Here is a 25,047-nt window from a genome sequence, read left to right as displayed (position 1 = left end):
CTTCGTTCACACTTGAATTGTGGTTTTGATCTCGCTCGCGTTGCGAGTTATCGTTCTGTGCGTTGTCGTTCGAGGCCCACGCCGTCGTGCAGGCCAGCCACAGACCGAAAATCAAGGTAGAGACGGCTTTTCCGAAAACGGTCATTAGACTGGCTCCGATCGTGGCCAAAAGCGGTACACCGCCATTGCAATGATGAGACCTATCAAGCCAAGGTTGAGATAGAAGAACCAAGACGACTTCGGCTGCGGCGCATCGGCACGAGCATTGGCCAAAGCGTGTTGCTGAATCGATGCCAGTTGCGCATCCGAGTAAGGAACATGAAAACGTTTCCTATCCTTTTCACGCATCCACTCCGTGCCAGCAGGCCAGGGTGGGATCCATTCAAAATTGTGGACGTCGATCTCGCGGATGTCGAGCATTTCGATCGAGCAGATGTATCCGAATGTTCCATCCGGTGTGACGGCTTGATGGGTTGCCTTCTTGGGGTATCGAAAGCCGTCGAAGATCATCAATTCTGAGATATCAGTTTGCAATGGACCATGGGGTGGTCGCGTTGTCTCCAGGGGCAGGTATTCAGGTCCTGAGGTGAAGACCGCATAGAATGGATCATCGGGGTCGGTTGTCGACATGCGAATCGCCTTAGGATCTGCTTTGTGTTCGAACCACTCCGTTTGAAGCTTGTCGCCCATTGCGACAAACTTAATGTCATCAGGTGATTCGCACCCAATGATTGCGCAGAGATCGTCAACAAGTAGGAAGACAAGTGGGTCGAGTGGAAAAGCAGACAAGCCATAGCCAACCGACTCATTGCCAAATGAAGTCACTCTCTTCCTGCCTTCGAAGTTGTAGAGTAGTTTGCGGTCGAAACTATGACTGATACGTCCATTGGTTCCCTCGAAATAGGTGAGCAACGGATCATCATCAATGTGAGGTTCCCCTGGATTTTCCTGGTAATGCATCAGCCGAACGGGAATGTAAGAGCGATGCGGACTCGGTTTACCAATGGCGAGCGTGCGCACACCGTTGGCACCCGTATCCAAGTGCCCCGAGTAAAAGGTTGCGCCACCGTCTCCAGTACGGCTTTCGGTTTCGATCTTGTATCGAAACTCTTTGCCGTAAAAGTATGTGCGCGGCACCATCTGGGTTCGACGAAGATCGTCTGCACTCAACAACTCGTTTTCGGCGTTACTGTGCGACTGAGCCAGCGAGCCGGTGGGGTGGAGGCACCACGACACGAGCAGCATGAGGCTGATACTGCATCGCATAACGCCCAAATCGACCACGGGGCGAACCGCTCTGGTAACTGCTCGAAAGACCATCATATTTGTAGCGTGACAGAGTTGTTTAGATGAAACTCGGGTGATGCGATGAATTTTTGGAGCTCTGACGAGTTAAGCGCATCCGGTGAACTATCTCGGCATCACTCAATCAGCCGAAATGCGCTAGCATCCGGTTAACGCAAACCGCGTGAGCTAGCGGTCGACGGCTGATACAACCCAATGACTTGTCTGGACGTGCTTAGCTGCAATCAGAGCGAGCTCCGCATCCACCTTCATGATCGAGTTGCCAGCTTGCCCCTGTTGGACTAGCTAAATCTGCCTCGCAGACAAAAACCCTGCCCGGGCAAATGTCAGGCATGTGCCACTGACAGGGTGCGATCTGGGTGCTGCGCTCATCGAGTCGGTAATTCACAGGGTTCCCGAATTCATAAGTTCGCTGACGGTTGGTTTTGAGTTGAGCCAAGCCCTATAGACAGTATCCCAAATTCCGCTCAGTAGCAGACAGCGTAAGCTCATGGTTCTTTGGCCGCCGGTTTTGTGCCAACGCATGCCGGACAACTTCATCCGTTCGCTGACCACTTGCTTGCAAGCCGATTCCACGACGCCGCTACCGATTGGGTAGCCTCGTGATTTCATCTCAGCATAATTCATAAAACGACTGTAGCGACGAAGGTATCGTTCCGCTTTGACGGCTTCTTCTTTCTCTGACGCCTTGTACTTATGTAGCTCTCGCATTTTCGCGATACTGCGAAGCATCCTTCCGTGTCCGCCGGGCTGCAGCAGCAACCAGCGAGCATGTTCAAGCCACTCCTGCCGCTTGCCTTTGTTCTTGCCAAACTTGAGCGCTTTGGCAATCGTCGTCAGACGCTCCGCCGCATGGTAGTAATCCACGACGCGAGTGATCTTGATCCGCACGCCATCGACGAAGAACTTCCGCAACGTGTTCTTCCAATATGCCGTCTCGACCTTGCCGGCATCGCTGACGTACACGATCTCCGGCACGCAGTCACCGCAGCGACGGATCGTCGATTGAAGCAGGCTGGTCAATTGCGTCGAGAGCGTGACTTGATTGCTTTCGGGAGTGCAGCCCAGGTAGACTGTACCGAGCTTCTTGCCGTCAGCCAACACGCTCACGCAGGCCACGCTCGCCATCTCGAAGAAGCTCCATGGTGCCAAGCCCAAGGCCACACCATCGCGACTAACCGACAGCACCGGCTTCAGTTTCCGCTGCCGGGCTTGCTCGACCAGTTTCATCAACTTGTCCACCTGAGCCTGCTCACGAAAGGGTTCCATGCCACCAGCGAGTGTGCCGACGAGTTTGCGAAGCTTCTCGGTGCCGATTTTCGTACCCATTTGATCCTCGACCAACTCCAGCGTTCGGCCTTGAGAACTTCCTGCGGCAGCAAATTGTTTGCCGACGCGGGTCGCCGCTGCGGGCGTGAATCCGTTCTCCACGCCAAGCAACATTTCGAGCGGAAAAATCGTTCGACCGGATCGACCGCGTCGATAGCGGGCGCGAACAATTGTGACTTTCCCGAACCGCGTGACAACGTCGGTCCGTGGCGTTTTTTCGGCCAAGCGACGATAAGATTTACGTTGGTGCTTGATCGTTCCGGGCATCTGCGAGAGTTCCGGTTCAAGTCGAGAAACGAGCCACTGTATCAACTTGCGTCCGAATTCCCGAAGATGGTCTTGAAGAGCATTTTCCAGGTCAAGCGTTCGCGAAGGTGTCGGGTCGTTCCCGGCGAACAACTCCAGCAGCATGGTGACTTGTTGCCGCAAATCGTCGGCAATTTGGCCAGTGAACTGCGCAATCTCATCAGTTGCGATTGCGTGAATAAGGCTTCCGACGTTAGCTTTGACATCCATGAGGCTTCCTTTCCTGCGGTGTTAGTGTGAGAACCAACATTTTGCAGGAGGAAGCCTCTTTTCATGAATACCTATCCCAGCAAATCAAGGGCGCATTACGTGGATCGCACCCCACTGACAGTATTGCTCGACGGCCGGGTAGCACTTCTCGTTCCATAGTTCGTTGCGATCACATTGCGCCCGTGCGTCGTCGATTTTGGTGCATGGGTCCCCAGCTACCATCCCTCCTTGTTGGTCGATTGGACATGCGTCCTCGGTGTCCTCGAAACACCTTTTATCGTTCCATCCCCCAATCTTTTCTAAGAACTCGAGTTGGATGCCCGAATTCCTGGACGTGGAAGCGGCACTCTCCAACAGAGAAGGTGTGAAGAGTGCTGCCGTAGCAATGGCCATAAACAAAAAAGGTGCTTTTGTCATCTTGCTTTCCTTTACAGTAGTGATTATGGGTAACGTCTGCTCATTGAAATCGTAGCAGAAAGGGGGGGGGGCAACTCATTTATTCGAATTTTGCGAAAATAATTTTCAAAGCCCGCGCGTTCGATGTTGTATTTGACTCGCGAGTTGGCGATGGGGCCCTCGCGAGGAATCACAGGAGGCGGGGGCATTGTTGAAATCATCTGTCTAACTGGATCGTGGCCAAAAGCGGTACACCGCCATTGCAATAATGAGACCTATCAAGCCAAGGTTGAGATAGAAGAACCAAGACGACTTCGGCTGCGGTGCATCGGCACGAGCATTGGCCAAAGCGTGTTGCTGAATCGATGCAAGTTGTGCATCAGAGTAAGGAACATGAGTTCGTTTCCTGTCCTTTTCACGCATCCACTCGGTGCCAGCGGGCCAGGGTGGCATCCACTCAAAATTGTGGACGTCGATCTCGCGGATGTCGAGCAATTCAATGGTGCAGATGTATCCGGATGTTCCATCCGGTGTGAGAGATTGATAGGTTGCCTTTTTGGGGTATCGAAATCCGTCGAAAGTCATCAGTTTGGAGACATCAATTAGCAGTGGACCATGGGGCGGCCGTGCTAACCGTTCAAGGGGCAGGTATTCAGGTCCTGACGTGTAGACCGCGTAGAACGGATTATTGGGGTCGGTTGCCGACATGCGAATCGCGCCAGGATCTGCCTCGTGTTCGAACCACTCGGTCTGAAGCTTGTCGCCCATCGAGACAAACTCGAAGTCATCAGGTGGTTCTACCCCAACAATTGCGTTCCGATCATTGACGAATAGACGGACAAATGGGTCTAGCTGAAAAGCAGGCAAGCTATACCCGACCGATTCGTTGCCAAATGAAGTCACTCTCTTCCTGCCTTCGAAGTTGTAGAGCAGTTTGCGGTCGAAACTATGACTGATACGTCCATTGGTGCCCTCGAAATAGGTGAGCAACGGATCGTCATCGATATGGGGTTCCCCTGGGTTCTCCTGGTAATGCATCAGACGAACGGGAATGTAAGAACGATTCGGGCTTGGCTTGCCAATGGCGAGCGTGCGCACACGAAGAGAAATAGGAAGAGAAAGAGGGCCACCCACTTTTCAGCTCGGGCTGCGGCTTGTCTTTCGGCCGATTTAACTACGATCCGGTCCTCGCAGAACGCTGCCACCGAGCATCTGGCTGGTTTTCATCTGATTCTCCGATATCGGCGCAGCAGCGACCTCGGATGGGATCAAAACGGGGTTTTCCGAAGGCGGTCAGGCCGAAGATATCCCGAGTGGGTTGTCACGGGCGCAGAGCCAACCTTGACCGCGACGGCTGGCTTCCTCGGCGAGGTGTTCTGGGCTGCCCGCTGCTCGCTTGAACACCCGCCCAAATCGGCTCACGACGCAGCACCAGGCATGGGTATCCAAGCCGATACGTGTGAGGATCGGCTGCAAGTGCGAGGGGATCGCACCGACCTTGTCACTGCGGAGTTGACGTCCTGTCCAGTCGAGCAATTCCAGATAGCTGGCCAACGAGACACTTAGGAAACCCTTCAGGCTGCCTCGTCTGCCCGAATGGTCCAGGTGCGGCCCGACGGGATCGTGCTGCTCGTCAATTTCCATCGGACTCATCCAGCCGCTGCGATGCCGACCGCGGCTTCGCTCCCAGTCATGGGTACTTTCGCGGGTCCGATCGGAGCATTGAGTCAAGTCATCAATCCGGTCCTTGGCTCCGGTGTACTCGCTCGATTCCGGCGTTTCCGCCATGGCGGCGCGAATTGGGTTGAGATCCACATAGGCCGCGCACGCTAGCAAACTCGCTTCATCGAGGAGTACCTGTGCCCGAAAACGACCTTCCCAGAACCATCCCTCGCAACGCGATGGAAATCGGGATTGGCCGATCTGACCAAATCGGGATAATTGACTTTTCCGCACTCAAATCGCTCGTTTGCTGGCTGGAGCGGTACCACCGCAAACAAATCACGGAAGGTCTCCCATGCGCCCCGACGGAAAACCCGCCGCTGTCCCCCCCCGCGCCTATCGTCGCCATCGATAGTAAAAGCGGTTCCTCTCGATCGCGTGTGGGAGCATGCGATCGACCCGCAGACCAAACATCGAATTCTGCAACTCCTGTCGCAAGCAGCGGCCAAGTCATCACTGAAGTCGCCCCGCGGCGAGGAGGACAGTGATGAATAATTTTGCAATTAGCGCGAAGGCAGTTCTCGAAGCGAGCCCAAGGAACTTCCTTCATCCGAAAGTGACGGCGGAGCATCTCGAGCTTGATGCGGCCGTGTATGTCAGACAGTCCACCTGTGCCCAACTACGAGATCATCAGGAATCAACCGCACGTCAGTACGCGATGAAAGATCGTGTCATTGCACTGGGCTGGGAGCCCGACAAAGTGATGGTCATTGATGACGATCTTGGTCTCAGCGGAAGCGGCAGCGCCCAGCGAGAAGGTTTTCGCCGACTGCTCGAATTAATCACCGATCAAAAAGTCGGTCTTGTCGCGGGACTCGAAATGAGCCGCTTGGCTCGCAACTCAAAGGACTGGAGCGATCTGTTTGAAGTATGTGCGATTTTCAATACGTTGATTGCAGATGAAGATGGTGTCTTTGACCCCCATGATCCGAACGATCGACTCGTCCTGGGCCTCAAGGGAATCATCAGTGAGATGGAACTGCACACCATGAAGGTCCGACTGGAAAGAGGGCGTTTGAGCAAAGCTCAGCGCGGGGAGTTGTTTCACGATGTTCCGGTTGGCTATGTCCTCGACGCGCGTGGAATGCCACAACTCGATCCTGACGAATCCGCACGTCACGTGATGAAAATATTCTTTGAACAATTTCAAGTGATTGGTAGCTCTCACGCCTTATTTCATTATTTGTCTGAGCATCACATTCGACTTCCGTTTCGCAACCGACAAGCAGGGGTCACGAACGAGATCGACTGGCGTTTGGCGGCCAAGACGACCGTTTACGAGATGCTCAAACACCCGCTCTACGCTGGCGCGTATGGCTATGGACGTAAAAAAAAGTACGGTCTTAAATCACCACAAAAAACGTCAAAAAAACATCTTCCGCCCGAACAGTGGAAGGTGCTACTGCTTGATCGACATCCTGCTTACATTACATGGCAGCAGTACTGTGATAACCAACAACGTCTGGCCGAAAACGATAGTCGTCCCGACCGCAGTGGTCCGGTTCGCGGTGGCACAGCGTTGTTAGGTGGAATCATCAAGTGCGGCCATTGTGGTCGTCGCTTGTCGGCCAACTATCCGAAGAATTCTCATTCAATGTATGGCTGCTTTCGCCACCGAACGGTCGCCGCTGCCACGCCATGTCACAGCTCGATTCGTTGTGAGATATTGGATAGCTTCGTTGAAAGTAAAATCCTTGAAGCTCTCTCGCCAGCAGGCGTCGAACTGAGCCTGCAAGTGATCGAGAATGAAGAGACGCGGAGGCAACAAATGGAGAAACTGTTTGTTGATCGCGTCGAGCAAGCACGTTATGCAGTTGAGGTTGCTGAGCGAGGCTATCGTCATGTTGATCCGGCCAATCGTTTGGTAGCGGCACAGTTGGAAAACAATTGGGAGCAGTCGCTCATTGAACTGCAAGCCACTGAGCAGGAATTGAACGAGCTACGAGGCCAAGTTTCAACAAAACTCGCACAGGCTCAACGCGATGTGATCCTTCAGTGTTCTCGCGATGTGCATTCACTTTGGAACGAATCGTTAAGCATTGTCGATCGTAAAGAGATCATTCGACTGCTACTACAACAAGTGATCGTAGCGGTCCAGAACAACACTCAGCGTGTCGACGTTCGATTGCAGTGGCGAGGTGGATATGAGAGCGTTTACGAGATGACACGAACGGTCACACTGTATCCGCAGATGGACAACTATCGTGAACTCATGACACGTATGCTTGAGTTGGTTTTGGAAGGGCGTCGAACTCCTGAGGTGGCCAAGATACTTGAGCAAGAAGGCTATCGTTCGCCGCGGCACACCAAGCCGATTTCAGCGTCGATGATCGGTAAGCTGCTAGCGGACGATCCAACAAGTCGTCAGCAACTGACTGCCCCCGAGCCACTTGATGACCAATGGCTTGGTAGCGATCTCGCATCCGCGATTGGAGTCGCTGAGAAAAAATTGAAAGACTGGGTGACGCGTGGTTGGGCGATTGCCGACCAACGACCGTTCGGACGCGTCTGGTTGTTCTGGGCAGACGAGAACGAGGTACAGCGATTGCGTCGGTTATCTGAGCACCAAAGCGGTCAAGGTCGCCCTGCACCACCAGAATCACTTCGGACCCCGCAACGTACTGTCCGAAAGACAAGCTAGAAACTCACGCAGCTACTGCGTAAGCACACGACAAATTCAACTTCTTCCAATTGAGAGTTTCGACGCATGGCACCGCACGTTTCCAAAAGTGGCCGCGAGCCTTGTCCTCGGCGTTGCTGCGGCGAGCAATATGCTCGGCGAGACAGCGCATATACCAACTCACGTCCGACAATCGCTGACGCCGTGAGGCTAGAATCTCCGGCTGATTCAGGACCGTATTCAGTTCCGGTCTCGTCGGCACGGCGGGGCTGCCGTCGGGGTTACGGCGTGCGGGGAACAGCCGCAGCCAACGCTGGGCGACCTCCTCGTCCGACCACGCCGCCACGACGTCCGGGCGACTTCTTAGAACAAGATGCAGGTGATTGCTCATGATCGAAAAGGTCAGGCAATCGATACCGAACGCCGATGCAAGGAACTCCATTCGGTCGCGGATCCAGCCCCTGCGGTGTTCAAAACACTCTCCCGTAGCGGGATCGGTTCCGCAGAGCCACGCCTTGCGGACGCACCTCTCGATACAGTGGAGGATCTGAACCTCATTCGGATCGATCACTTCCCCACGAGCTTGCCTGGGCATCTTCATCACCTCCATCTGCGTCACGGTTTTGAGCAGCGAACCCATCGGCAATGGTACGCAATCCACGAGCGAAGGCAACTATTCATTGCCTGTCCCTATTCCACTCCCGTCACGGTTTTGAGCAGCGAACCCATCGGCAATGGTACGCAATCCACGAGCGAAGGCAACTATTCATTGCCTGTCCCTATTCCACTTCATTGCCTGTCCCTATTCCAATCCCTGTCGTCCCTTCAGGACTTGGCGATCACACGTTGCAACCCGATCCCCGGACTCGCGTACGGGGCTACATCATGTCGCGGCTTCGCCACTATGAAGAACAAACATTGCGCAAGTCAACTTCTGTGCATGCCCAAAGATTCAACATCTCGGGCTAGGGTCAAAACGGCTACGATACTGAAATGCTTCCCTCTACCCGCTTGGCGACGGATGGGGACTATACTCAGGCTGAGAACGCTCATGCTCTCTGCGGCAGATCGGTATCGTCGCATGTCCCGCCAACATTCCCACCTATTCACAACGCCAATGCACTTCGTCAAGTCAATTGCCATCGCCGTTTGTTTCGCTTTCGTCTGTTCATCCGTCGTGGATGGTGCTGACGAAAGTTATCCGATTCATCCCGATGCCCAGCGTGTTGACGGTGTTCCGCGAGGAACGGTCACCTCGCATCATTTTGCAAAGAGCAAGGTCTACCCGGGCACTCAGCGTGACTACTTCCTTTATGTGCCGGCGCAGTACAAGGCTGACCAGCCGGCTGCTGTGATGGTTTTTCAAGACGGGAAAAATTACGTTGGCGAGAACGGTCAATGGCGTGTTCCGGTCGTTTTTGACAATTTGATCCATCAGGGCAAAATGCCGGTCACCATCGGGCTGTTCATCAATCCGGGCGTGGTGCCGGGTGGCGATGGAGCTCAGGATCGTTTCAACCGCAGCTTTGAGTACGACACTGTCAGTGATCGATATTCGCAATTCATCGTCGATGAAATGCTGCCGCTGCTACGCAAAAGTTACACGATCACCGATGACCCCAACTTACGAGGTATCGCGGGCAGCAGCAGCGGCGCGATCGCGGCCTTCGGAGTTGCCTGGAACCGTCCGGACCAGTTTCGACGCGTTTTCAGTACTGTCGGAACGTTCGTCGGACTCCGGGGCGGCAACGAATATCCAACGTTGATCCGGAAGTCCGAGCCGAAACCGCTCCGAGTATTCTTGCAGGACGGTCGCAATGACCTCGACATTTACGGGGGCAGCTGGTGGAACGCCAACTTGACCATGCTCTCAGCCCTGCAGTGGGCTGGCTATGAAGTCAAGAATGAATGGGGCGACGGCGGACACAACGGCAAGCATGGTGGCGCGATCTTCCCCGAGGCGATGCGCTGGCTTTGGGATGGCTTTGAAAACCCGATTGCCGCGGATACGACTGAGCATCCAGAGTTGAAAGACCGGATTATCGCCGATCAGGCTTGGGAGTTGGTCAGCGACGGACACAAGTACACCGAAGGGCCTGCCGTGGCACCCGACGGGAGCGTTTATTTTGTCGACGGTCCAAGGGGCGAAATTTGGAAGGTCAATGAGCACGGCCAAGGAGCAACGAAGTTCATCGACGATATGCCGGGCGTTAGTGCGTTGATGTTCGACGGCAGCGGCCGCATGTACTGCGCTCGTAATCAAGCCAAGACGATCACACGAGTCGATTCTGACGGCGCTCGAACTGATCTCGCGAGCGGGATGTCATGCAACGATCTCGTGGTCTTGGAGCATGGCATCTATTTCACGGGCCCCGACGAAAAGTGCGTTTGGTATTTGGCGGAAGGTCAAACCCAACCGAGAAAGGTGGGCAGCGGTCCTGAAAAGCCCAATGGCTTGATCGTCACCCCGGATCGCCGGTTCTTGCAGGTTGTCGATGCGATGGGACGATATGTCTGGAGCTACCAGATTGAGGATGATGGTAGTTTGAAAAACGGGCAACCGTATTTCTACGTGCATGCGCCGCAGGATGAGATGAACACGGGCGCGGATGGTTGCACAATGACCGAGAGTGGCGAGTTGATTGTTGCCACGAAGCTTGGCGTGCAAATTTTTGATCAGCCGGGACGTGCTCATGTAATTCTGTCACGTCCAAAACATGGCGGGCGACTTTCCAACGTCGTATTTGCCGGTGATGACATGAAAACGGTTTACGCGACCAGCGGCACAAGTGTTTATCGTCGCAAAACGAACATGAAAGGCATTGCACCGTGGCAGGCCGCAGTGAAGCCAGAAAAGCCACGGTTGTAAATCGTAGCCTGCATTACGGTTTCCGTCCCGTGGATGGCAAAACCGACTACGTTGAGTCCGTTCGGATATCTGTTTTGGCCAAGTGAGGCAGCGTCGAGTTAGTTGACAAGAGGCTTTGTCCCAACCAAGCTCTTTCCATCTAGATTTGGGAAGAGCGGGGCATGCGTCTGCTGACGCTGCACGCTGGGAAGTCTCGACGGCGGGGCGTTGGACTGTAACTTTCGATTGTTGTTTTCCGCTCGATCCTGCATGCATTTCAATCACAGCGAATAGGAAGATTGCCGATGGTTCTTAGTCATTTTCAGTGGAAGTCACTCGTCGCTCGTCTGCTCGTTGGTGGGATCGCGATTGCCATCGCGGGATCTCCTCTGAACGTTCAAGCCGAACACGAGGGGAAACTTCAAATTCTCTTGCTCGGCGATAGCACCACCGAAGGCAGCGTGCCGCGGCGATTGAAGCCGTCGGGGCCCCATCTCGAAGATGCGTTGGAACAACTCTTGGCTGCCGAAGATGATTTGCCGGCCTGCCAAGTGATCAATTCGAGCCAAGGCGGCGAAACGATCCGCCGTCTTTTGGATTCCGGTCGCTACGAGAGCAACGGGGCAGATTTGCCGGGCCTGGATTACATCTTCATTCGCTACGGGTTAAACGATCGAGCGAAAATCGATAACTTTGTCGAGAACTTCCCCAAACACTTCTCTGAACTGTGTGAGCGACTACGGCGGGATCATCCCGGTGCCCAACTGATCGCCATGACCGTAATCCCGTTCTCCGGTGAAGCCGCCAGCGATGAGATCAACACGCTCATCCGGCAAGCCGCTGCGGATGAGTCCTTAGAGGTTTTCGATATCTATCCGCGTTACGCTGACGAATTAAGCAAAGGGGCCAACTCGCTCAACTATCGGCGCTATCCACTGAGTAAAGTTCCGGCGAAGTATCACGAACTCGTTGCGCCGTATGTGCATGGTTCGAATGTGGAGGTGATGGACAATGAGCTCGATGCGATCCTGGGCGACTTACCAGGCTGGTATTCAGATCGGCACCCCAATTTGGCGGGGTACAATGTGATCGCGGACGAAACGGCCAAGTATCTTGCCAAGCACCTGCGTGAAAAACAGGCTGAGTGAGTCGGTAGGGCGCTGAAGGTTCGAGCCTCTCGGGCTCAAACGTTCAGTTTGCGGATGCCGATACCGGGTAAGTCATTCAGGGTTAGTTTGCCATCGACAACCTGTACTCCGGCGAAGACATCGTTGCTGATCAGGAGGTTGCCATCCAGATCGGCCCAATCCACCAGCGGTGACAACTGCGCGGCCGCCGATATCGCGCAGGAGGTTTCCGTCATGCAACCTAGCATGACCTTCATGTCCATTGCTCGGGCCACCGTGATCATCTTGTGGGCCTCACGCAACCCGGTGCTCTTCATCAATTTAATATTGATTCCTGAATACACCCCTTTGAAGGCGGCCACATCGCCAAGTCGCTGAAACGCCTCATCGGCAATGATGGGAAGCGGGCTGTTGGCTGTTAACCAGGCTGAATCATCCACGGCAGTCTTGGGCAGGGGCTGCTCAACGAACTCAATGCCCTGTTCTGCGAGCCAGTGGATCATGTCCAACGCTTGGTGCTTATCACTCCATCCCTGGTTCACGTCCACATAGATCGGCACATCGGTTACCGAACGCACCGTCTCGATCATCTCCCGGTCATTCCCTCCCCCTAACTTCACCTTCAACACCTTGAATCGATCCGCTTCCTTGGTTTTGATTCGCACCATTTCGGGAGTGTCGATTCCGATGGTGAACGAGGTCATCGGTGCGTTGTCCGGGTTAATCCCCCAGAGCCGGTAGAGCGGCATGTCCACTAGCTTGCCAAGGAGATCATGCAGCGCGATATCCACACAGGCTTTTGCTGCACGATTTCCTTCATCGAGCGAGTCCACATACGAGAGAATATCATCCAGCATAAACGGATCGTTAAACTGCCCGAGATTCACCTTGCTCAGGAATTGAAGCACCGATTCTTGCGACTCTCCCAGATAGGGAGGCATGGATGCTTCCCCATAACCGGTCTGTCCCTCGTACTCGATCTCGGTAAGCACCACGGGGGTGGTGTTCCGGGAGTTCCCCGCGACGGTAAAGGTGTGTTTCAGCTGCAATTCATATGGTCTGAAGCTGAGCTTCATTTTCCCGCTTCCAATGAGAGCTGGAGCGACCGGTACAGACGGCGGTGCGGGGCGTTCCTCTGCGCCACACGGGGTCCAGGGCAAAGCGGTACCCAGGGAAGCGGCACCCACGGCTTTTAAAAAATTCCTTCTTTCGTTTCTCATTCTGTGCTACCGATGATCTCGTTGTAAAAAGCATTCTCCGGGATGGGCCGGAAACCCTCGTAGTCCTCGCCAAGAATCCTGACTGCTCGCACAAAAATACGGGGGTAGCTCGCAATGAAATTTGACTGCGTGCTATCCATGCTGTTGATGCTGACACGCTCCCTGTATCCGGCTGCATGGATATATTCTCCATTTCCAATATACATGGCCACATGAGTTACTCGCTCCGCGTCTTCTCGCGATGCCTTCCTACCGAAGAATAGGAGGTCACCCGGTTCCAGTCCGTCCGGAACGAAGTCGGTCGTCAGTTCCCTGCCGATCTGGGCTTGCATGTTTGCGTCTCTGGGAAGCTGTATCCCATTCATGAAATAGATATTGCAGATCAGTCCGCTGCAATCGATGTTCTTGGACGAAGTCCCACCCCACAGATAGGGAATTCCGTGAAACTTCAGGGCCGTCTTAACGAGCTTTTCCTGCGAGGTGGTTTGGTGAAAGATTTCACCCATCGGCAGAAGTTCGCTGCTCTTAACCCAACCTTGGCGTCCATCGGGATATCGGATCTGAGTGAATCCAGACTCCTCCGAGACTTTGCAAAGAATGTTCCCGATGACCAGGTCGGTCACCGGCATGGATTCGACGTCCGGGCTGCTGTAGGCCAATCCATACTGCGGCGTGAAGATGACCTTTTCGGCGTCCCGGTAGGCCGCCAGTTCCTCGTGGTTGATGGGGTGCACCTCAGCGTTCTTCGCCCAGCCAAGGTATCCGTCTGGAACCTGGATCAGACTGACCCCTCGCTGCGTTTTCAGGATCCGAACCGGGGCCCCCAAGAGGGCTTGGGTCACGAGTTCCTTGGTGCTGCCGGGCTCGCGGCGCAATTGGATCACTGAATTATTCACCAGTGCATTGACGAGCGATCCAGTCTCATCCTCTGGAAGTAGCTTCAGCTGATTATCCACTTCGGGAAACTCTTGCTCAAGGACTTTCTCAACCGCACGAAAAGCCTTCTCGCTGGATAGATTGCCGAGGACTTTCATCGCCCCCTCGTCGGTACGAACATGAACGTCCCACAACTCGACACGGTCATCCGGCACATACTCTTGATGCAGAGAATCCAGAAGCTTATCGAGGGCAGGGATGCTTCGAGCTGAGGGAGGCGCACAGGCCGATGCCAGCAAAAGCAGAAGGACCAGGGGCATCGATGGCTTCATGAATCGACTCAATTTGGAGGCCTCTCGGATGGACCCATGACATTTGGATAGATCTTCTGGGGAGCATTTCTTTCCGACAGCAAGCGGTGTGCAACGCGGCGTCTCGGACGCTCCGCAAATCATTAGACCGAGACTGGCGAGTCCGTGCAAATCGGGAACCGAAAAGCTCGCCGGTGGGCGTCGAATAGCAGTATCCGAAATCGCAAACATTTTGAAATCGGACGCAAACGCAGCAATCTTCCGGGCCCCTGTGCGGTGTCGATCTTCGACCGCAAGGTCGGTGACAGGAAGAAAATCAGACTTTCACGGTGTCACGGAGAAACGATCGCAGCGGCCCAGTTTTCAGAACTGGGCGGTGAAAGCGTGACGCTGCCGCCGCCAGCGATCTCTTCTTTCTCCCCGAATTCGCCGCTGTTGATATTGATCCAGTGCACGGTCAGCGGGCCTTGCGCCGCCGTCACGTCCAGTTCAACTTCCCCGCCGGCGGGGAAAAACACGGCATACGACCCTCCCTGGTTGGCGGCAACATAGGCCTCATTCGCATCGCGTCGTGCGAGCAATTCATCTGCGGGTTCGACGGACCACAGCGGAATCAAAGTCTCCAGCTTGCGTGCGGCTTTGATGCAGGCAACTGCTTTGTCGTTCAGGCCTAGGCCCGAATCCGGTCGGTGAAAACGCACGGAGGCGGCCCCGGCCAGTAGATGTCGCCAGAAGCGTTCGATCGCATCTTGATCGCTGTGGCCGAACTTATTGCCAGTCGCTCCATAGGTCTTCGTCGTATTCATGGGGCGCGGATGGCCGCCAAGATATTTCCGAACATGCAGGAAATTGTCCCAGTGCTTCTGACCTTGGTTGTGGTTGTTCTGCGAGACATCGACGAACTCATACAGTTCGGGATGATCAAAAGTCCGTTTATGCCGCTCGGCTGCGAGGTTCCAGTCATCCCACATCTCGGTGACGTAGACGATCTTGTTCTCTTGGGCTGCCCGCTGTTTGACAAACTCAGCCCAGTAGCGACTCCATTGCTCGTCGCCATTGGTTTCGTTGTCCATGCAATACAGCACATGATCAAACTTCAGAGCATGGTCGAGCAGTTTGTTCACAAACCGCTGCTGGAACTTTAGCACCGTGGCGTTATTGCGTTGTTTCGGAGTCGTGAAGAAGAAGGGCTGCTTGTTGGCTCCGGGATGGTCAGGATAGCGTTTGGCGAATCCGGATTCTTCGTACGTATAGTTCACGTTGTTGCGAGGGTTGTACGGGTGAATTTGCCAGCGATCGGGTCCGTTCTGGTCGACATAGTCGAAGCGGTCCCAAATCTCAATCTGCACAAAGATATTGCGTTCGGCAGTCTCACTCAGCATCCGTTCGAATCGAGCCCAGTACGCGTCGTTCCATTGGTTGAGATCGTACTTGCCGTTATCCAGTTGTTGGAAAGGATACAGCTCAAAGTCTTTGTCCTTCCGGTCGCTCATGGTGTTGCGAATGACGTTTCCACCGGCACCGGCGAGTCGGTCCAGCTGTGGCAGAAGTTTCTCCTCGGGCCACTGAAACAGGTTGTCATCATCGCTGCCACCGAGCAGCAGGACGGGTTGTCCGTGGAAGCTCCAATACCATGGGTTTTCCTTCCAGGGTTGGATGCCTTCCGCGGCAGAGGTGATGGTGGTGAACAGCGTGGAGAGGACAAACGCTGTTAACAGCAATCTGTTCGAGGACATCAGGTAACTCGTTGGTACTTGCGGGCGTTCGTGCTCGATCTTCACTGTCTCGCGTTGGCAGCTTCGTGCTGCGGAACGATGGCAGGGAATTTCGGCGTTCCAATCACCCAAATTGTAGCACCAAGCGATCGGGCGACTGTCGATGACATTCACGATTTGCGGGCGCAGCGGCGTGAAATCAGGTATCGGGTTGCCCGCCCAGCAACACGCTGGTTGTCCGCGCGGCAACACGCTGAGCATGAAAACGGCTCAGTTCCGACCGCCTGGGTTTTCGAAACGATCTTTTTCGGCAACGATATCGCCCGACGACGGTTGGAAACTTTTTGCCACCGTTGCACCCCACTCTCAAATTTCATTTTACAAAGCGAAACCGATGGCCCAAGCAAGCGCTCGACACATTCTCGTTGAAACCGAAGAAGTCTGTACCGATTTGAAGGAGCAGATTGAAGGCGGTAAGGACTTCGGAGCCATCGCGGCAGAGTTCTCGGCGTGCCCGTCGGGCAAATCTGGTGGAGCGTTGGGATCGTTCCGCCCCGGTCAAATGGTCCCCGAGTTTGACAAAGTCGTCTTCAGCGGCGACCTGAACACAGTGCATGGCCCCGTGAAAACACAATTCGGTTATCACTTGATCGAAATCACCAGCCGCGAGGACTGATCGTCCGTCCATGCTTCGGTACCAACAAGGATCCCCACCACGATCGACCCAGCCGTCGAAGAGCTCGTTTCTTTGCTCGGGAACTCCCCGCGTGGTGTTCTGTCGGCATCGGTCATGCAAGTCATCTAGCCGCGAACCAAAGCGGCCAGCGGGGTTCTGTTGTGGAAATGGGATGCCGGCGTGTTGCCTCAGTGGGTCGACAACGCGACTCAAAACTCAATGGCTCGCGAGCACATCGCTGGAATCTTGCGAGGGTGCATCCCGACGCGAATGAAATTGTCAGCTGATGATGTCCTGGACGACGCGTCCGTGGACGTCGGTCAGGCGGAAGTCGCGTCCGGCGTGCCGGTAGGTCAGTCGTTCGTGATCGAGTCCCAGTAGATGCAGGATCGTCGCGTGCAGATCATGCACGTGCATTTTGTTCTCGATCGCTTTGAAACCAAAGTCATCGGTTTGTCCGTAGGTCATGCCACCTTTGACCCCTCCGCCGGCCATCCACATCGAGAAGCCGTGGTGATTATGGTCGCGTCCCGTGCCGCTTTCGGACGTGGGCGTGCGGCCAAACTCGCCGCCCCAAATCACCAGCGTATCTTCCAGTAGCCCTCGCTGCTTCAGATCGGCCATCAAGGCTGCGATCGGTTGGTCGATCGCTTGGCAAAGTTTGGGTACCGTTTCGTTGTGCTTGCTATGGGTATCCCAGGGCTGGCCATTGCCATAGTAGACCTGGACAAAGCGGACTCCGCGCTCGACCATTCGCCGCGCCAACAGACAACCGTTGGCGAAGTGTCCCGGACCATACGCTTCACGGGTTTGCTTGGTTTCTCGCTCGAGATCAAACGTTTCGCTCGCCTCGAACTGCATCCGGTATGCTGTTTCCATCGCTTCGCTGCGAGCGGTGAGTTGTGAGTCGCCTCCTCGGGCGGCCATGTGATCGGCATTGAGCTGTTTCAACAGATCGAGTTGGCCGCGTTGGGTCTCATGGTCCCACTGCGGGTTGCTCAAATGCGGCAGCATCTTCTCCGGATCGACGGTCGAGTGATTGATGTACGTGCCTTGGTATTTTGACGGTAAAAAGGCGCTGTTCCATAGGATCGAAAAACGGACGGGCCGTCCGGGGCAGAGCACCACATAGCCTGGGAGATTCTGATTTTCGGTGCCCAGTCCATACAAAAACCAGGCCCCCATGCTGGGCCGCGTCGGGATGATTGTGCCATTGTTCATCTGCAGCAATGCGGGGCCGTGGTTCGGGTTGTCGACATGCATTGAATTCAGGACACAGATATCATCGATATGCTGACTCAAATGCGGCAGCAAATCGCTGACCGGGATGCCGCTTTCGCCGCGGGGACGAAACTTAAACGGCGACGGCATCAAGCCACCGGTGGGGCGTTCGGTGACAAGGTCGGCGCCGGGTGGTTTGCTGCCGGCAAATTTTTCGAGAGCCGGCTTGGGATCAAACAAATCACCCTGATACGGACCACCATTCATGAACAAATGAATGACGCGTTTGGCGCGAGGCGGGAAATGAGGCGTCTGGATCAGGTTTGACGCTGCCGCCGAAACCGGTTGTCCCGCCCCCAGTAGGCTGGCGCCCCCAACCACTCCCATTCCCATTCCCATTCCGCTGCCCAAGTGCCGCAGCATTTCGCGACGATCGTAAGAGCGAGCAGAAGGTAAATGGTCGACCGCGATGGGCGAGCATTGTGCATCATGGGATGCAGGTTGCGTATTCATAGGAATCTCAATCGATGAAAATGAATTCGTTCGAAGCCAACAGCACGTGAGCGTATTGATGCCAGCGTGCCAAAGACGCGTCGGTGTCTGCGTCCTCGGTGTCCGCGTTCTCGGTATCCGGTGGCGACCTCAGGTAAACCATTGCGAGTGCGAGCTCGCGATCGCTGGGGGCGCGAGAAAACAGCAACCGGTACGCTTGTCGGATCCGACTGGCGTCGTCCTCAAACGGCGGTTGATGCAGGCGGGCTACTAAGCCTTGTGCTTGTTCTCGCAGAAGTGGACTGTTGATTGCGAAGAGCCCCTGCAGCGGCGTCACGGTTGACATCCGCATCGGGCTATGCTGATTCGGGTCAGGGAAATCGTGCACCATGAACGTCTGCGACATATCTCGTCGGTCAATGGTTGCGTACAAGGTACGGCGATGGTTACTCGCCGTGTCCAAGGCCGTGGACGGACCGCCCATCGTTGAGTCCAGTTCACCGCTGGCGACCAGCATCGCATCCCTCCACTCCTCAAAGGAAAGCCGGCGGCGATTGCTGTGTGAGAGCCACTGGTTCTCGGGGTCGGGATGTTCCGAATCGAGCGTCACCGCCGAGGCTTGTTGCCACGTCGCCGAGCATAGAATCTCACGATGCAGCCGCTTGATCGACCACCCCCCTGCGATAAAACGCGCGGCCAAATCATCGAGCAGTTCAGGGTGGGTGGGGCGTTCTCCTTGTTGGCCCAAGTTGCTCGGTGTGGCAACGATCCCTTGGCCAAAATGAGCCATCCAAATGCGATTGACCAGCACTCGCGCGGTCAGTGCCTTGGCCTCGTTCGTGATCGATTGCGCCAGTTCCAAGCGACCGCTGCCGTTCTCGTAGGGCCGGGGCGGTTCGTCCGTCAACACGGTTAGGAAACGGCGTGGGATAATGGGTCCGGGACGATTGGGGTTGCCGCGGATAAACGAGGGCAGGTCACGCGGTCCGGCACGATACTCCAAGCGGGTACCCTGTTCGGGCTTCTCACCGGCGCGAACCACGTACATTGATTCTTCCGCTAAGGCGTTGGCCAGGGGAGTGTCGTAAAGTGGCGTCGAGGCTTTCAGGTCCGTGATTTTCTCACCGAGTTCATCCAGTTGATCCTGCGGCAGCGGCTTCTGCTTTTTCAGCTTCGCCACCTGCTCCTCCAGCTCGGCGACCTGTTCCTTGGCGGCTCGCACTGGTTGATAGGCTTCCTCGCTAATCAAGGGGCGCTCGAGGTGCCTTGTACTGGCGAAAATGCCGGCCAAGGCGTAGTAGTCATCCGCGCTGATCGGATCAAATTTGTGATCGTGACATCGGGCACACGCAACCGTCAGCCCCAAGAACGTCCGGGAGACGGCGTCGACGCGTTCTTCCCACTCGTCGGCAACAATCACCTTGATCAGCTCGCTGGGCAATTTCAGTTCCTTCCAATACGCTGGACTGAGACTGAGAAACCCAAGAGCGGGTAGATCTTCCGGTCCGGTCGCCGGCATCATGTCGGTAGCGAGTTGACGGTGAATGAACTGATCGTACGGCATGTCCTCGTTGAAGGCGGCGACGACCCAATCGCGGTACAAGTGTGCCTGACTCGTTTTCGGTAACCAGCTCGCTGTGCGGTCGGTGTACCGCGCCATGTCCAACCACCATCGGCCCCATTTTTCACCATACTGGGGCGATTCAAGCAATTCGTCGATGAGCTGTTCGTACGCTTCCGCCGAGTCGTCATCAACCAATGCATTGAGTCGCTCGGGAGTCGGAGGCAATCCGGTTAACGCGAAGCTCAGCCGGCGAATCAACGTCGCGCTGTCGGCACGGGGCGACGGCGTCAATCCTTCTCGCTGCATGGCCGCCCTCGCGAACGAGTCCACACGGTTCCGCGCCCAGGCCGCATCGGTGATCTCCGGCAGCGCCTGTTCGTGAACCGGTTGAAACGACCAAAATTGACGGCCTTCCTCGAAGTCGATTCCGCTCTCCGACCGAGGCACCGAATCGGTAGAAGGCGGGAAATGAGCTCCCCGCTGCACCCAGTGCGTCAACTCAGCGATCTCAGCGGCGGCGAGTTTCCCTTTGGGCGGCATCTCCATGCCTTCATAGTGGACCGTCTCGATGATCAAACTCTCCTCGGGTTTTCCCGGTACCAGCAGTTCGCCGCTATCGCCACCGGTCGCGATCCCCGCCGCCGAGTCCAGCCACAAACCGCCCTGCACCGTTTTTGCTTGGGTGGAGTGACACTCGAAACAATGCTCACTCAGCAAAGGACGGATTTTTCGCTCGAAGTACTCGAATTCGCCAGCGAGTGACTGGTCGGACGCGAGCGTTGGGGGTTCGGAGGCGACAACTGTGATCGCGCATCCAATCCAACCTACCATCAGTAGGGCGGCACGGGCGAACATAGGCACTTGTGGAGGGAGAAAGGCGGGGCAAGCGAAGGAGGGATGCATCATTCTATACGACAATGCAGCAGCACGCACGTTTCAGGATTCCTCCGAGCCTCCCGAGTTGTCGATCCCCACCGGGACGTGCCCAACCAAGTCGGAGGTGTGGCGCCAACCAAAATCGAATTTTTTGCGAATGGAAAACCACTGATTCACCCCGACAAACGCCCCCACCCCGGAAAACGCCCCCGCCCCGCAAAAAAAAGCAGGCGTGTCCTCCGGACGCGATCATTGATTTAGGAACGAGCGGAAAATAAGTGGCCGAACGCTCCGCGGTCGGAATGGTCGACCGCGAAACGTTCGGTCACCATATCAGACAGTCGTCTTCCGCTCGTTGCCAAGCGGTTCGAAATCAGCTTCTTGGAAATCGACGACCTCTTTGAGCCAACGCTGCTGTACAAAGCCGACGTGCGACGGATGGTCGTTGTAGGCTTGGCATGCCTCAGCGGATTCGAACCACATCGAGATTCCAAACGTGTGTGAGTTCTTGGGGTTGGTTTGACGCCGGATTTGAAAATTCTGAACGCCTGGAATACCAGCGAGCTCGGCGGCGGCGTTCAAGAAAGCTGTTTCGTCATTTGAACCCGATGCGTGGCTCAGGCGGAACGTGACGGTGTGTTCAATCATCGCGGATCTTTGTTTTAGAGATGAATAGCCGTGTTCGATTCGCTCAATAGCTTCGTCGTCTGTCGGCTCGTGGGATACGGGAGAATTCAACACTTGTTGTTACCGTGATGTCGCGTTTGAATCCGGTTGATTTGCTTTCACTTTCTCGTTTTCGCTCGCCGCTTGTCGCAGTAAACGGACGGCCGATTCCACTAACATCTCGCCACTGCCGGGCAGCACGGTCGAGTTGGTGACCTCATAGCTGCCGCCGGCGTAGGCGGCGCGGTGCGGGATGTAAATGGTTTCAACGGCATTGGATAGTTCCACGATCATCGTGGTACGAAACGGCGACACTTGCTTGATGGCGAGCCCCAGATCAACAAACACCTCACCCGGCAGGGTGACGATGGCCAGATCATCTCCAATGGTGATCACGGTCACATCGACGGGCAACGTTTCGCCGATCCCAGCCAACGAGCGACTCCTGCCCCAAGTCAGATAGTCCGCGGAGTTCCCGTCGGGCTGTTGGTGACGAAGTTGGTCGAGTATCAGCTTTTTATATGCAATGACGTGGTCAAAGAACTCGACCTTGCCACCGTCTTTGATGAGTTCGAGAGTCTCGGTACTGCGTTTCACTTGGTCCTCGGTCGCCTCTTCCAATGGCAACTCGACCACTTCGGATAACACTGACAAGTGTGTCTGCTCGATCGCCGTCAGTTCGGTGAGTTGAGCGCGGATCGAGTCGCCAAGGGAATTGCCGATGAAATCCGATTTATTCCGCTCGCGTGAAGCAGGGTTGGCATGGTTGATGTCGCCACAACACCCGGTACCGAACATGGAAACGAGTTCGTCGCCGAATTTCTCCCGCAGTGTTCGTTCGATGAAATAGGGGTAGTCCGCACTCCACTTCGTTCCACCGACGGTGTCGCAGTGCAGCGCGAAATTGCTAAAGATGCCACGGGTCGTTCCGTCTTCAGCGTCGCGGATCGCGAGCACACCGATCTCGGGATCGATCGGCCCAGCGGCGCGGATCCGATTCGGATTGCTCTCGGATTGCCAGGTTTGGACGCTGCCGTCCTGCATTACCGAGCGGCGATTGAAGGAAACCGGTGTCGCTTGAGTGGCCGCGCCACTGGCCAACGAAGCCGGTTTGGCGTTCGCGTTCGCGTTGACGATCGCAGTGACCGGTCCCTGGATTAGCTTCTCAATGTACCCTCGACGCAGCGGCTCCTGTTCCTCTTGGCCGAGATAGAGATACAGTTCCTTCATGTAGTCTGGCGCGGTGTGGGAGTGTGTTGCCGAGACGACAATATTGCTTGCGGGAATGCCGGTTTCCGCGGATGCCCGTTTGCGAACTTCACGCGATAGATCGGTTCCAACGCCAATCAAATCACAGACCACCAGTGCAGCCGAAGTGTCGCCTTCTCGAAAGACGATCGCTTTGGCTTTCAACGGGTTGACGGTTCCCTCGGCCAATCGCTCATGATAGTAGCCAGCCATTGGGAAGCCCGTCGGTGGGGTAATATCTTGCTCGGCAATCCCGACGCTCAGTACCGTATTGACATCCGATGCATCCGATACCGTCTCGCCGGAGACCGGCGTCGTCACGATCAAAACCATGCAACAGATGAAATTCAGCAGAACGGGTCGACGAGGCATAGCAAGAAACTCTTTTGCAGTGACAGGAATTGACTGACAGGAAAAACAAGTGGGGCGGGGACGGTCGTCGTGCGCAAAAGCATACACAGGATCTCGGAGACGTGCTGCAGGCGTTCCTACGGGCGTTTGCGTTGGTCGAGACGTTCGCCCTCGGGAACGCGAATGGGCAAGTTCAATCCGCCGCTCTCTGCCATTTCCGCGAATAGCTGATTGCGCATCGATTCGATTTGCTCCTGGTACGCGGGCACATCGATCAAATTGTGGCGTTCGATTGGGTCGGTTTGCAAGTCGTAGAAACTGTCTCGATCCCAATCGCCGTGGTAGTAGACATATTTAAATCGGTCGGTGCGGATCGCAAGCGTTGTCGGGGTCGCCGGGAAGTTCCATTCCCAGTGATACTCGTACAAAATATGGTCGCGCCACGGAGGCGTCGAACTGGAACGGGGCTGCCATAATGACTGCATGGAGCGGCCATCAAACTTCATTTCCTCGGTCGGCGTGATGCCGCACAGATCCAGTACAGTGGGGGCGATGTCGATATTCTGTACCAATTGATCGATCTTCGTGCCGGCCGCAATACGACCAGGTGCCAAAGCCAGCATCGGGACACGAATCGATGTCTCAAACGCATCTCGTTTGTCGTAGAACCCGTGCTCGCCTAAGTGGAAACCGTTGTCGCCCATGTAGATGACGATCGTATTGTCCATGTCTCCCGCCTCTTCCAATGCCGTCAGTACGCGGCCGATGTTCTCGTCGAGTCCATGGACCGTTTCACAGTATTGGTGGAACAGTTGATCAAAGTCTGGCACGGGATCCTTGTCAAACGCGCCCGTTTCCATGTGATCAATGCCGTGGATGCTGTAGCGACGATCGAGTACCCAGCGAGGCTGCGTGCGATAGTTCCGCTCCGTGTTGGCCATCGTTTCGGGATAGTCAATCGTCTCGCCTTGGTAGCGATGTTCATCCCGCGGACTCGGCTGGAACGGATAATGGACGGCTTTGTAGGATAAGTACAGCAGGAACGGATTCTCCTCAGAGCGATCTTGTTTCAACCAATCCAGTGCAACATCCGTCAAAATGTCTGTCGTGTACCCATCGAACGTTTCCTGCGTGCCGTTGATGTTCAGAACGGGATTGGTGTACACCCCTTGCCCACGAAAGCTCGCCCAGAAATCGAACCCCGGTCGCGGCGCATCATCATCGTGCCCCATGTGCCACTTGCCTACAAACGCAGTGGTGTAGCCGGCGTGCTGCAGATGCGACGGAAAGAACTGGGTGCCCGCCGGGATGGGCCGTTGGTTGTCAACGACACCATGATGATGCATGTAACGCCCCGTCAAAATCGACGCGCGACTGGGCGAACACAACGATGTGCTGACGAATGCGTTGCGAAAGTGGGCCCCCTCGTTGGCCATGCGGTCCAGATTCGGTGTCGTCAGAAAGTCCGGGCAGGAGTCGACACAGCTCATGAAATCGAAGCGATGATCGTCACTGAGAATGAAGACGATGTTCGGGCGTTCGGCGGCGTGGACGGGAGGGGACCAAAGCAGCGAAACGATCGCGAATGACAAACAGGCAAGCAAACGCATTGCAAAAACTCATGGTGGAAAGGGTCTGCGGCGGAAGGTTGATCGCAAAGACTCAGTCGGATGTTCTGAGGCAGTAACCAGGATAGCAGGTCAGGAAGTCCAACCGGGTTCAGGGATCGGTATCTTGGTCGTGTGGAAGCCATTCCTGGCGATTTCATACTCGAAGGGGGGGATTTCTGCGGGGGCTGGAAAAATGCTGGATCATCCGTCAGAAGCGTGCGCCGGAGGTTTTGGAGTACTGTCTCAAGTATCCAATGATCTATTTTTGTGGATTGGATTGCCAGCGTTAGCCCCGGTTAGAAGCGAGAACCGGGGCAAACGCCAAAACGGCCAATTAGGCCGAAAGACATTCCCGAAC

The 25,047-nt window shown here is 55.4% G+C and carries 17 protein-coding genes; 4 read left to right on the top strand and 13 right to left on the bottom strand.

Annotation, left to right across the window (positions count from 1 at the left end; genetic code table 11):
• Positions 1-144 precede the first annotated feature (144 nt).
• The 4 genes from SH410x_RS13380 to SH410x_RS13365 form a co-directional block, all read right to left on the bottom strand.
• A complete protein-coding gene (locus SH410x_RS13380; protein ID WP_473676966.1) occupies positions 145-1,266 on the bottom strand; it encodes a hypothetical protein in 1,122 nt (373 codons plus the stop codon).
• A 423-nt stretch (positions 1,267-1,689) separates the two neighbouring features.
• The gene (locus SH410x_RS13375; RefSeq protein ID WP_473673834.1) at positions 1,690-3,150 is read right to left on the bottom strand and encodes a hypothetical protein; all 1,461 of its coding nucleotides are present in this window, start codon (positions 3,148-3,150) and stop codon (positions 1,690-1,692) included.
• A gap of 621 nt (positions 3,151-3,771) precedes the next feature.
• Positions 3,772-4,644 carry a hypothetical protein gene (locus tag SH410x_RS13370; protein ID WP_473676965.1) on the bottom strand — a complete coding sequence of 291 codons (873 nt, stop codon included), beginning with the start codon at positions 4,642-4,644 and terminating at the stop codon, positions 3,772-3,774.
• A gap of 195 nt (positions 4,645-4,839) precedes the next feature.
• Positions 4,840-5,502 (bottom strand): hypothetical protein, encoded by a 663-nt coding sequence (locus SH410x_RS13365; RefSeq protein WP_473676964.1) that lies wholly within the window; start codon positions 5,500-5,502, stop codon positions 4,840-4,842.
• 253 nt (positions 5,503-5,755) lie between these two features.
• Between SH410x_RS13365 and SH410x_RS13360 the strand changes: the two genes are divergently transcribed.
• A complete protein-coding gene (locus SH410x_RS13360) occupies positions 5,756-7,909 on the top strand; it encodes a recombinase family protein (RefSeq protein WP_473669771.1) in 2,154 nt (717 codons plus the stop codon).
• Positions 7,910-7,913: 4 nt separating this feature from the next.
• Here the strand turns inward: SH410x_RS13360 and SH410x_RS13355 are convergent, their stop codons facing one another.
• On the bottom strand, positions 7,914-8,528 hold the full coding sequence (locus SH410x_RS13355) for a transposase (protein ID WP_473676963.1): 615 nt from the start codon (positions 8,526-8,528) through the stop codon (positions 7,914-7,916).
• Positions 8,529-8,939: 411 nt separating this feature from the next.
• Here SH410x_RS13355 and SH410x_RS13350 point away from each other — a divergent pair, with 411 nt between their 5' ends.
• Both SH410x_RS13350 and SH410x_RS13345 read left to right on the top strand, forming a co-directional pair.
• On the top strand, positions 8,940-10,757 hold the full coding sequence (locus tag SH410x_RS13350) for an SMP-30/gluconolactonase/LRE family protein (RefSeq protein WP_473676962.1): 1,818 nt from the start codon (positions 8,940-8,942) through the stop codon (positions 10,755-10,757).
• Between the two features lie 284 nt (positions 10,758-11,041).
• The gene (locus tag SH410x_RS13345) at positions 11,042-11,884 is read left to right on the top strand and encodes an SGNH/GDSL hydrolase family protein (protein WP_473676961.1); all 843 of its coding nucleotides are present in this window, start codon (positions 11,042-11,044) and stop codon (positions 11,882-11,884) included.
• Between the two features lie 35 nt (positions 11,885-11,919).
• Here SH410x_RS13345 and SH410x_RS13340 read toward each other — a convergent pair whose 3' ends face one another.
• The 3 genes from SH410x_RS13340 to SH410x_RS13330 form a co-directional block, all read right to left on the bottom strand.
• Positions 11,920-13,083, bottom strand: coding sequence for a dipeptide epimerase (locus SH410x_RS13340; protein WP_473676960.1), 1,164 nt, complete (start codon positions 13,081-13,083; stop codon positions 11,920-11,922).
• Positions 13,080-14,291, bottom strand: coding sequence for a C40 family peptidase (locus tag SH410x_RS13335; RefSeq protein WP_473676959.1), 1,212 nt, complete (start codon positions 14,289-14,291; stop codon positions 13,080-13,082). Before SH410x_RS13335 ends, SH410x_RS13340 begins: the two co-directional genes overlap by 4 nt.
• A 311-nt stretch (positions 14,292-14,602) precedes the next feature.
• Positions 14,603-16,006: a hypothetical protein gene (locus SH410x_RS13330; protein WP_473676958.1), complete on the bottom strand. Its 1,404-nt coding sequence runs from the start codon at positions 16,004-16,006 to the stop codon at positions 14,603-14,605.
• Positions 16,007-16,148: 142 nt separating this feature from the next.
• Here SH410x_RS13330 and SH410x_RS13325 point away from each other — a divergent pair, with 142 nt between their 5' ends.
• Positions 16,149-16,661 (top strand): peptidylprolyl isomerase, encoded by a 513-nt coding sequence (locus SH410x_RS13325; RefSeq protein ID WP_473676957.1) that lies wholly within the window; start codon positions 16,149-16,151, stop codon positions 16,659-16,661.
• Between the two features lie 279 nt (positions 16,662-16,940).
• On the opposite strand, the gene SH410x_RS13320 is transcribed toward SH410x_RS13325, so the two are convergent.
• The 5 genes from SH410x_RS13320 to SH410x_RS13300 form a co-directional block, all read right to left on the bottom strand.
• A complete protein-coding gene (locus tag SH410x_RS13320) occupies positions 16,941-18,305 on the bottom strand; it encodes a DUF1501 domain-containing protein (protein ID WP_473677310.1) in 1,365 nt (454 codons plus the stop codon).
• Between the two features lie 97 nt (positions 18,306-18,402).
• Entirely contained in the window at positions 18,403-20,793 is a 2,391-nt protein-coding gene (locus tag SH410x_RS13315; protein ID WP_473676956.1) for a PSD1 and planctomycete cytochrome C domain-containing protein, read from the bottom strand.
• Between the two features lie 354 nt (positions 20,794-21,147).
• Positions 21,148-21,462 (bottom strand): Dabb family protein, encoded by a 315-nt coding sequence (locus tag SH410x_RS13310; protein ID WP_473676955.1) that lies wholly within the window; start codon positions 21,460-21,462, stop codon positions 21,148-21,150.
• Positions 21,463-21,561: 99 nt separating this feature from the next.
• Positions 21,562-23,100: a neutral/alkaline non-lysosomal ceramidase N-terminal domain-containing protein gene (locus SH410x_RS13305; RefSeq protein WP_473676954.1), complete on the bottom strand. Its 1,539-nt coding sequence runs from the start codon at positions 23,098-23,100 to the stop codon at positions 21,562-21,564.
• A 116-nt stretch (positions 23,101-23,216) separates the two neighbouring features.
• Positions 23,217-24,689, bottom strand: coding sequence for a sulfatase family protein (locus SH410x_RS13300; protein WP_473676953.1), 1,473 nt, complete (start codon positions 24,687-24,689; stop codon positions 23,217-23,219).
• Positions 24,690-25,047: the final 358 nt, after the last annotated feature.

The sequence above is a fragment of the Rhodopirellula sp. SH410 genome (assembly GCF_055811895.1).
This window is presented reverse-complemented; position numbering and strand designations above follow the sequence as displayed.